7 protein-coding genes and 1 pseudogene are annotated in these 6,510 nt (G+C 64.0%); 6 read left to right on the forward strand and 2 right to left on the reverse strand.

The features are described from left to right. The first annotated feature begins 60 nt into the window (after window positions 1-60). From EN906_RS18350 to EN906_RS18370, 5 genes are all read left to right on the forward strand, one after another. Window positions 61-849, forward strand: coding sequence for a substrate-binding domain-containing protein (locus EN906_RS18350; RefSeq protein WP_245484295.1), 789 nt, complete (start codon window positions 61-63; stop codon window positions 847-849). 71 nt (window positions 850-920) lie between these two features. Continuing rightward, the gene (locus EN906_RS18355) at window positions 921-1,658 is read left to right on the forward strand and encodes an ATP-binding cassette domain-containing protein (protein ID WP_127267483.1); all 738 of its coding nucleotides are present in this window, start codon (window positions 921-923) and stop codon (window positions 1,656-1,658) included. Next, window positions 1,651-2,409, forward strand: coding sequence for an ATP-binding cassette domain-containing protein (locus EN906_RS18360; protein ID WP_127267482.1), 759 nt, complete (start codon window positions 1,651-1,653; stop codon window positions 2,407-2,409). Before EN906_RS18355 ends, EN906_RS18360 begins: the two co-directional genes overlap by 8 nt. Then, window positions 2,406-3,356 (forward strand): ABC transporter permease, encoded by a 951-nt coding sequence (locus EN906_RS18365; RefSeq protein WP_127267481.1) that lies wholly within the window; start codon window positions 2,406-2,408, stop codon window positions 3,354-3,356. Before EN906_RS18360 ends, EN906_RS18365 begins: the two co-directional genes overlap by 4 nt. A 1-nt stretch (window position 3,357) precedes the next feature. Beyond that, window positions 3,358-4,329 (forward strand): ABC transporter permease, encoded by a 972-nt coding sequence (locus tag EN906_RS18370; protein WP_127267480.1) that lies wholly within the window; start codon window positions 3,358-3,360, stop codon window positions 4,327-4,329. Window positions 4,330-4,338: 9 nt separating this feature from the next. On the opposite strand, the gene EN906_RS18375 is transcribed toward EN906_RS18370, so the two are convergent. Further along, window positions 4,339-5,178 carry an amidohydrolase gene (locus EN906_RS18375; protein ID WP_127267479.1) on the reverse strand — a complete coding sequence of 280 codons (840 nt, stop codon included), beginning with the start codon at window positions 5,176-5,178 and terminating at the stop codon, window positions 4,339-4,341. A gap of 63 nt (window positions 5,179-5,241) precedes the next feature. Continuing rightward, entirely contained in the window at window positions 5,242-6,027 is a 786-nt protein-coding gene (locus EN906_RS18380) for an IclR family transcriptional regulator (protein ID WP_127267478.1), read from the reverse strand. A 169-nt stretch (window positions 6,028-6,196) separates the two neighbouring features. Here EN906_RS18380 and EN906_RS18385 point away from each other — a divergent pair. Then, window positions 6,197-6,510: pseudogene (locus EN906_RS18385) on the forward strand (sugar ABC transporter substrate-binding protein); the annotation flags it as partial.

The raw sequence follows: 6,510 nt of genomic DNA on the forward strand, positions 1-6,510 counted from the left end.
AAGGGGTATCGTCGGCAGCGTAGGATGTGTATAAGAGACGGCGCATAGTTGGAATCGACATTGATCGCGTTCGGGCTGGTCACCGAGCCGGACGCCAAGGCCGGCATTCCGTTCATCACGGCGGCCGGCTCGGTGACCAGCCCGAACGCGATCAATGTCGATTCCAACTATGCGCGCTGGGGCTATGACATGATGGCGGCGATCGGCAAGGCGCAGCCGGACGGCCCCAGAATCCTTCTGGTCGAAGGCATCGCGGGACACCCGATCGTCGTGCAGGAGCGCCAGGGCGCGGACAAGGCGCTGGCCGAAAATCCGAAGCTGAAGATCTCGCGCAACGTCAACGGCAACTGGACGGCCAACGTCACCAAGACAGTGGTGCTGCAGGCGATCGCCACCAACCCGGCGCCGATCGATGCGGTGTGGACGACAGGCAGCGAGAGCCGTGTCGTTGCCGAAGCCTTCGCGGAAGCCGGCCGGCCGGCGCCATTGATCACCGGCTCGATCACCGGCGATGCGCTGGGCTACTGGAAGGCCAACCCCGACAAGTACCGCTTCGAAGGCCATGCGGTTCTGCCGCACTGGACCGCGCAAACGCTGTTCCGCGTCGGCGAGCGCATGCTCGACGGACAGAAGCCGAAGCTGAACACGCTGCTGATCCCGATCCCACCTGTCCACACCGCCGATCTCGGTGCCTGGTACAAGGACTGCATGACGACCGATGCCGTGTCGATCTTCCCGATCCCGCCGAAAGATCCGATGCCGGAGGAATGGCTCGACGCCTATTTCTCGAACCCGGCGCCGACCAAGGGCTGGGATTATTCGAAGGTCCCCGACGCCTGCGCAAAATAACGCTGCGCGAACCAGTCTCTCAACAGGCCGGCTCCTTTCGCGGAGCCGGCCTGCCAGCATCGAATTGTGACATGCTTGAAATCAAAACCATATCCAAACGCTATGGCGAGACGATCGCGCTCGCGGACGCATCGATCGCGTTCCGGGCGGGGACCATCCACACCATTCTGGGCGAGAACGGTTCGGGCAAGAGCACCATGGTCAAGCTGTTGTCCGGCATCGTCCAGCCGGACAGCGGTGTGATCCTGCTGCACGGCAAGCCATTCCCTGGCGCCAATCCATCGGCCTTCCAGGCGCAAGGCTTCGCCACGGTATTCCAGGAGGTGCTGATCGCGCCGGACCGCAGCGTAACCGACAACATCCTGCTCGGCCTCGACGGACTGGTCCGACGTGCCGTTCCCCGCCATGAGCGCCGTGACCGGGCGGAAGCCGCGCTGAAGCGCTTCGCGGTCACCGACGTCCCCCTCGACAAGCCAGCCGGCCTGCTGCCGCTTGCCGCGCAGCAATTGGTCGTTCTCGCCCGCGCGATCGTGCGCAACCCAAAGATCCTGATCCTCGACGAGGTCACCGCCGCGCTCGACTTCGCCGACCGCGAATCGGTTTTTTCGTTGATGCGTGCGCTTGCCGGCGAAGGCTGCCTGATCCTGTTCATCACCCACCGCATGGATGAGGTGATGTCGCTTTCGGACCGCATCTCGATCCTGCGGGGCGGCAGCGTCGTGCGCACCGAAGAGCGCGGCGCTTCCACGCCGGCGGAACTTCTCAAGGCGATGGCGCCACGTACCGCTGCGGAATTGGCGCATGGCTGATCGCACTGCTCTCGATTTTGGTGGTCTTGCCGTTCGCGAACTCGTCATCGCGCCCGGCGCCAGCCCGATCACGCAGGCCATCGCTCCGGGTGAGATCGTCGGGCTTGCCGGTCTCGATGGTCATGGCCAGGAGCTGTTCCTCAAGATGCTTGCCGGCCTGGAACCGTCCCATGGCGGCTCGATCGAACTCGGTTCATCAGATGCCTCCCGAAAGATTACCGGGTTTCGCAAGGCTGTCGCCAGCGGCATCGCCTATTTGCCGCGCGACCGACGCGCCAACGGCATTTTCCCGACACAGTCGGTGCTCGACAATTTCGCCGTCTCGACCTTGTCGCGCGACACGCGGCTCGGGCTAATCAGCCCGTCGGCACGCAAGGCGCGCTACGACCTCTATCGCGAAAAACTCTCGATAGTGGCGCCCCGGCCCGATGCGCCGATCACCACTCTTTCGGGCGGCAACCAGCAGAAGGTGCTGTTGGCGCGTGCCTTGGCGCTGGAGCCCGCGATCCTGCTCCTCAACGATCCGACGCGTGGCGTCGACGTGGCGACGCGGCATGTGCTCTACGACGTGTTTCGCGGGCTGGCGTCCGACGGCATGGGGCTCGTCATCCTATCCAGCGAAATCGAGGAGATTCTTCTCCTGTGCCAGCGCGTGCTGGTGTTCCGTGAGAACGAAGTCGCGGCCGAGATCTCTGGCGACGCGCTCACCACCGACAGCGTGATATCAGCCATGTTCGGACGTGCGGCATGAACCCTGTTGCGCGCCTCCTGTCCCTTGGGCGAAATTTCGGCTTCGCGGTCGTGCTGCTGGTCGTGCTGCTTGCGGTCAATCTCATCCTCAGCCCGGGGCGGTTCCAGCCGGGTTCCTGGGGGGCGCTGGTCGGATTGGCCGCGCCCTTGATCGGCGCGGCCATTGCGTCCACGCCTGTCATCCTCGCCGGGCGTGGCGGAATCGACATCTCGGTCGGGCCATTGATGGGCTTCGTCAACGCTTTGACGATCCAGGTGCTGTTCCTCGGCACCGGCATCTCATCGCCCCTGGTGCTCGTTCCGGCGGCGTTGCTCGTCGGCGCGCTGGTCGGTGCTGCGAACGGCTTTCTCGCGACAATCGTGCGCATCCAGCCGATCGTCGCCACGCTCGGCACCTATCTGATCCTGGCCGGCGTCACGCTGACGATCCTGCCGGCGCCGATCGGCCCGGCGCCGGCTTGGCTCAAGGCCTTGTCCGGCCCGCTCTCGATGCTTCCGCTGGCACTGATGTTCATCGCTTGGTGGCTGGTGCGGCGCACGCCTTACTACGACCAGTTGATGGCGGTCGGCAGCGACGATCGGGCCGCCTACACCGCCGGCGTCGATGTCACGCGCGTGCGCTTCATCGCCTATGTCATGACCGGCATCCTGGGCGGCTGCGCCGGGCTGATGCTGACCGCGCTGATCGGCTCCGCCGACCCTAACATCGGGCCGACCTACACGCTGATCGCCATCGCCGCCGTAGCGCTCGGCGGCGTCAGCCTGGCCGGCGGGCGTGGCGGCGTCGCCGGTGCAGCCATTGGCGCCATCGACATCTTCCTGCTGCAAAGCGTGCTGACGACGTTCAACGTCTCGACCTTCGTGCTGCAGATCGCCTACGGCGCGATCCTGGTGCTGGCCGTGATGCTGACAGCGCTGCAGGAACGTCTTGCCATGGGGAGACGCTGACATGGTTTTGCGCCAAAACCTCTTCGCCACAACCAACGCCCGCGTCGTCGGCGCCTTCTGCGTCGCCGCCCTTCTGCATCTCGCCGGCACGGTCCTCATTCCTGGCTATTCGGCGCCGTTTGCGATACGCGCCATGCTGGTGCTCGCTTCGCTGCTTGCCGTCGCCTCGATCGGCCAGACGCTGGTCGTCATCATGGGCGGCATCGATCTGTCGATCCCGTTCGTCATCGGCTTTGCCAATGTCGTGGCGGCGCAGCTCTATGGCGACGGCTGGAATTTTGTTGTGGTCTGCGGCCTTGTCGGTGCGCTGGCGCTCATCATCGGCGGGCTGAACGGGCTGATCTCGCGCAGTCTCGACATCCAGCCGCTGATCGTCACGCTCGGCATCGGCATGGTCGTGCAAGGGCTGGTGCTGCTGTGGACAGCCGGCTTCCCATCGGGCTCCGCGCCGCAAGCGGTTTCCAGCTTCGTGTCGATCGGCGGATCGGCCGGACCGCTGCCGGTGCCGTGGCTGGTGCCGAGCCTGGTCGTGCTGGCCGCACTCGTCGTGCTGGTGCTGGAGCGAACGCCCTATGGCCGCCGGCTCTACGCGCTGGGCAGCAATCCGGGCGCGGCGCCACTGGCGCTGATTGACCCGGTTCGCATGTGGGTCATCACCTATGCGGCAAGCGCTTTCTTCGCCGCCGTGGCAGGGGTGCTGCTGCTCGGCTTCACCGGTTCGGCCTATGGCGATGTCGGCCAGCCCTATCTGTTCCAGACCATCGCGGCGGTCGTCGTAGGAGGCGCAGCACTTGTCGGCGGCCGGGGAAGCTATCTCGGCACGATCGCCGGCGTGCTGGTGCTGACCGAGATCAACACGCTGCTGATCGGCCTCGGCTTCCAGCCCGCAGCGGTGCAGGCCGCGCTCGGCTTCGTCATCGTGCTGCTGGTTTCGCTCTATGGCCGCGAACGGCACGTCTCGACAACCATCTGAAAGGACCAATCAGTCGAGCCGCCACAGCTTGCGGGCATTCCCGGACAACAGCCTGTCGCGCTCGGCAATGCTGCAGCCCGAGAGCAATGCATGGGTCGCCGCCACCCAGGTCGACAGGCCGCCGCCTAGCGTGCAGACCGGCCAGTCGCTGCCCCAGACGACGCGGTCCCAGCCGAATGAATAGACGGTGTGCTCGACGTATGGCCGCAGCGTCTCGACCGTCCAGTTGCCCGGATCGGCATAGGCGACGACACCGGAAATCTTGGCTACCACATTCTGGCGCCGGGCGATGTCGCTCATATGCTCGCGCCATGGATGTTCGCTCTTGCCTTTGATGTCGGGGACGCCGCAATGGTCGAGGATGAACGTCACATCTGGTGCCAGATCGGCCAGCGCGATCGCCTTGGGGATCTGGTGCGGCAGCACGACGAGATCGAAGGTCAGACCGGTGCCGCCAAGCCGCTTTATGCTGTCGCGAAACACCGCACCTTCCGAGAGCTCGTCGGGCACGACATGGAGGACGCGGCGAAAGCCCTTTACGAACGGGTTTGCCCGCTGCCGTTCGAGATAGGCCGCGAAATCCCCTTCCTCAGGACGGCAGGACGCGATAACCCCGGCCAGCATGCTGCCTGGCTGCCGTGACAGTTCTTCCACACGAGCGGTCTCGGCTTCGATGTCGGCCGCATCGACATCGACCTCCATATGCAGCACGCGCTCGACGCCGACACGCTGCGCCTCCGTCGCGTAGTCTTCATAAGAGAAATCGCGGTTGAGCGCCGGCACGCCGGCGAGCCAGGGATAGCGCAGGGCCGAGCGATCGATGAGGTGAAGATGGGTATCTATGATCATGGTGAGGCTCCTCCTCTGGCTTTCAAAGCATCTCACAGGGGAATTCTTCATTCAAATAAGAATTCACGCCGATGAGCCGACTGCTGATCCAGCGAGGTGCGACAGCTTTTCACACGTTGCCAGCAACAGTTCGATCGTCCTGGTGATGTCGGGCGCGGAAGGCGCGTTGACCACCGTGATGTAGGGAATCGACAACGCGGCGATCGCCTTGCCGTCGGAACTGCGGACCGGGGCCGACAGGTTGAAGACGCCGGCTGTCTGCATCGAGGCCATCATCTCGTAGCCACGGTCGCGGATTTGGTCGAGACGGGTGAAGAACTCGGTCGATTGCGCCGTCTTGTCGGTGCTGCGGACGTGTTCGGAAATCATCATCTGGCGCTCTTCCGGTGAGCGGAAGGCGAGCAGCACATGCCCCGACCCAGTGTCGAACAGGCTGATGTGCGAGCCGACCCGGATCGAGATGCCCCAGTAGTTCGGTGCTTCTTGCTGGCCGATGACGACGGCAGAACCGCGATCAAAAACAACGAGTTGGTTGGCCTGCTGCGATGTCTCGGCAAGTTCACGCATCAGCGGCGTCGCATAGGAGACCAGCCGCCGTACCGGCGCGTGCAACTGTGCCAGACCGAACAGTTTGAGCGTTAGCGAATAGCGGTCGCCATCGAGGCGCGTGACGTAGCCGCGCCGCACCAGCCGGTCGAGCATGCGATAGAATTCGTTGGGACTGCGGTCGAGTTTCTTGGCGATTTCGGCCTGGGTCAGGCCGCCGTCGACGCCCGCCAGCAGTTCAAGGATATCGAGCCCCTTGTCGAGCGCCGGCGCGCGATAGCGCTCGTCTTCGCTGTCGTCCATGGGCTCATCCTCCAGTGAATTTCACCCTTCATATACGCAGGAACGTGCGCGGCGGAAACAAATTTCGCCTTGACGTGTCTATGAATGTTTTGTTTGTATATGAATGTAGCACTTCTTGTCATCAGACGAGTTGCGGTCGCCGCGGAGGCGGCGCCAAGGGAGGATACCAATGAACAGACTGCTGTCCGGCGTGTGCGCCGGTGCATTGTTGCTCGCGTCAGGTGCGGGCGCTGCCCTTGCCGGCGACCTGCCCGGCAAGTTCGAAGGCGTGACCGTCGACGTGAAGCTGATCGGCGGCCAGCAATATGAAAAGCTCTACGAGCGCATTCCCGAATGGGAGAAGGCGACCGGCGCCAAGGTCAACATCCTGACCAAGAAGAACGGCTTCGATATCGACAAGGAGCTCAAGTCCGACATCGCCTCCGGCAGCACCAACTGGTGCGTCGGCTGGAACCATTCGTCCTTCGCGCCGCAATATACGGG

It is taken from the genome of Mesorhizobium sp. M7A.F.Ca.CA.004.06.1.1, from assembly GCF_003999135.1.
Taxonomy (GTDB): Bacteria; Pseudomonadota; Alphaproteobacteria; order Rhizobiales; family Rhizobiaceae; genus Mesorhizobium.

Bases quoted from the DNA above. Each gene is read 5' to 3' on its own strand.
- EN906_RS18380 (WP_127267478.1), bottom strand. From the start codon at position 6,027: ATGGACGACAGCGAAGACGAGCGCTATCGCGCGCCGGCGCTCGACAAG.
- EN906_RS18375 (WP_127267479.1), bottom strand. From the start codon at position 5,178: ATGATCATAGATACCCATCTTCACCTCATCGATCGCTCGGCCCTGCGC.
- EN906_RS18365 (WP_127267481.1), top strand. From the start codon at position 2,406: ATGAACCCTGTTGCGCGCCTCCTGTCCCTTGGGCGAAATTTCGGCTTC.
- EN906_RS18360 (WP_127267482.1), top strand. From the start codon at position 1,651: ATGGCTGATCGCACTGCTCTCGATTTTGGTGGTCTTGCCGTTCGCGAA.
- EN906_RS18355 (WP_127267483.1), top strand. From the start codon at position 921: ATGCTTGAAATCAAAACCATATCCAAACGCTATGGCGAGACGATCGCG.
- EN906_RS18370 (WP_127267480.1), top strand. From the start codon at position 3,358: ATGGTTTTGCGCCAAAACCTCTTCGCCACAACCAACGCCCGCGTCGTC.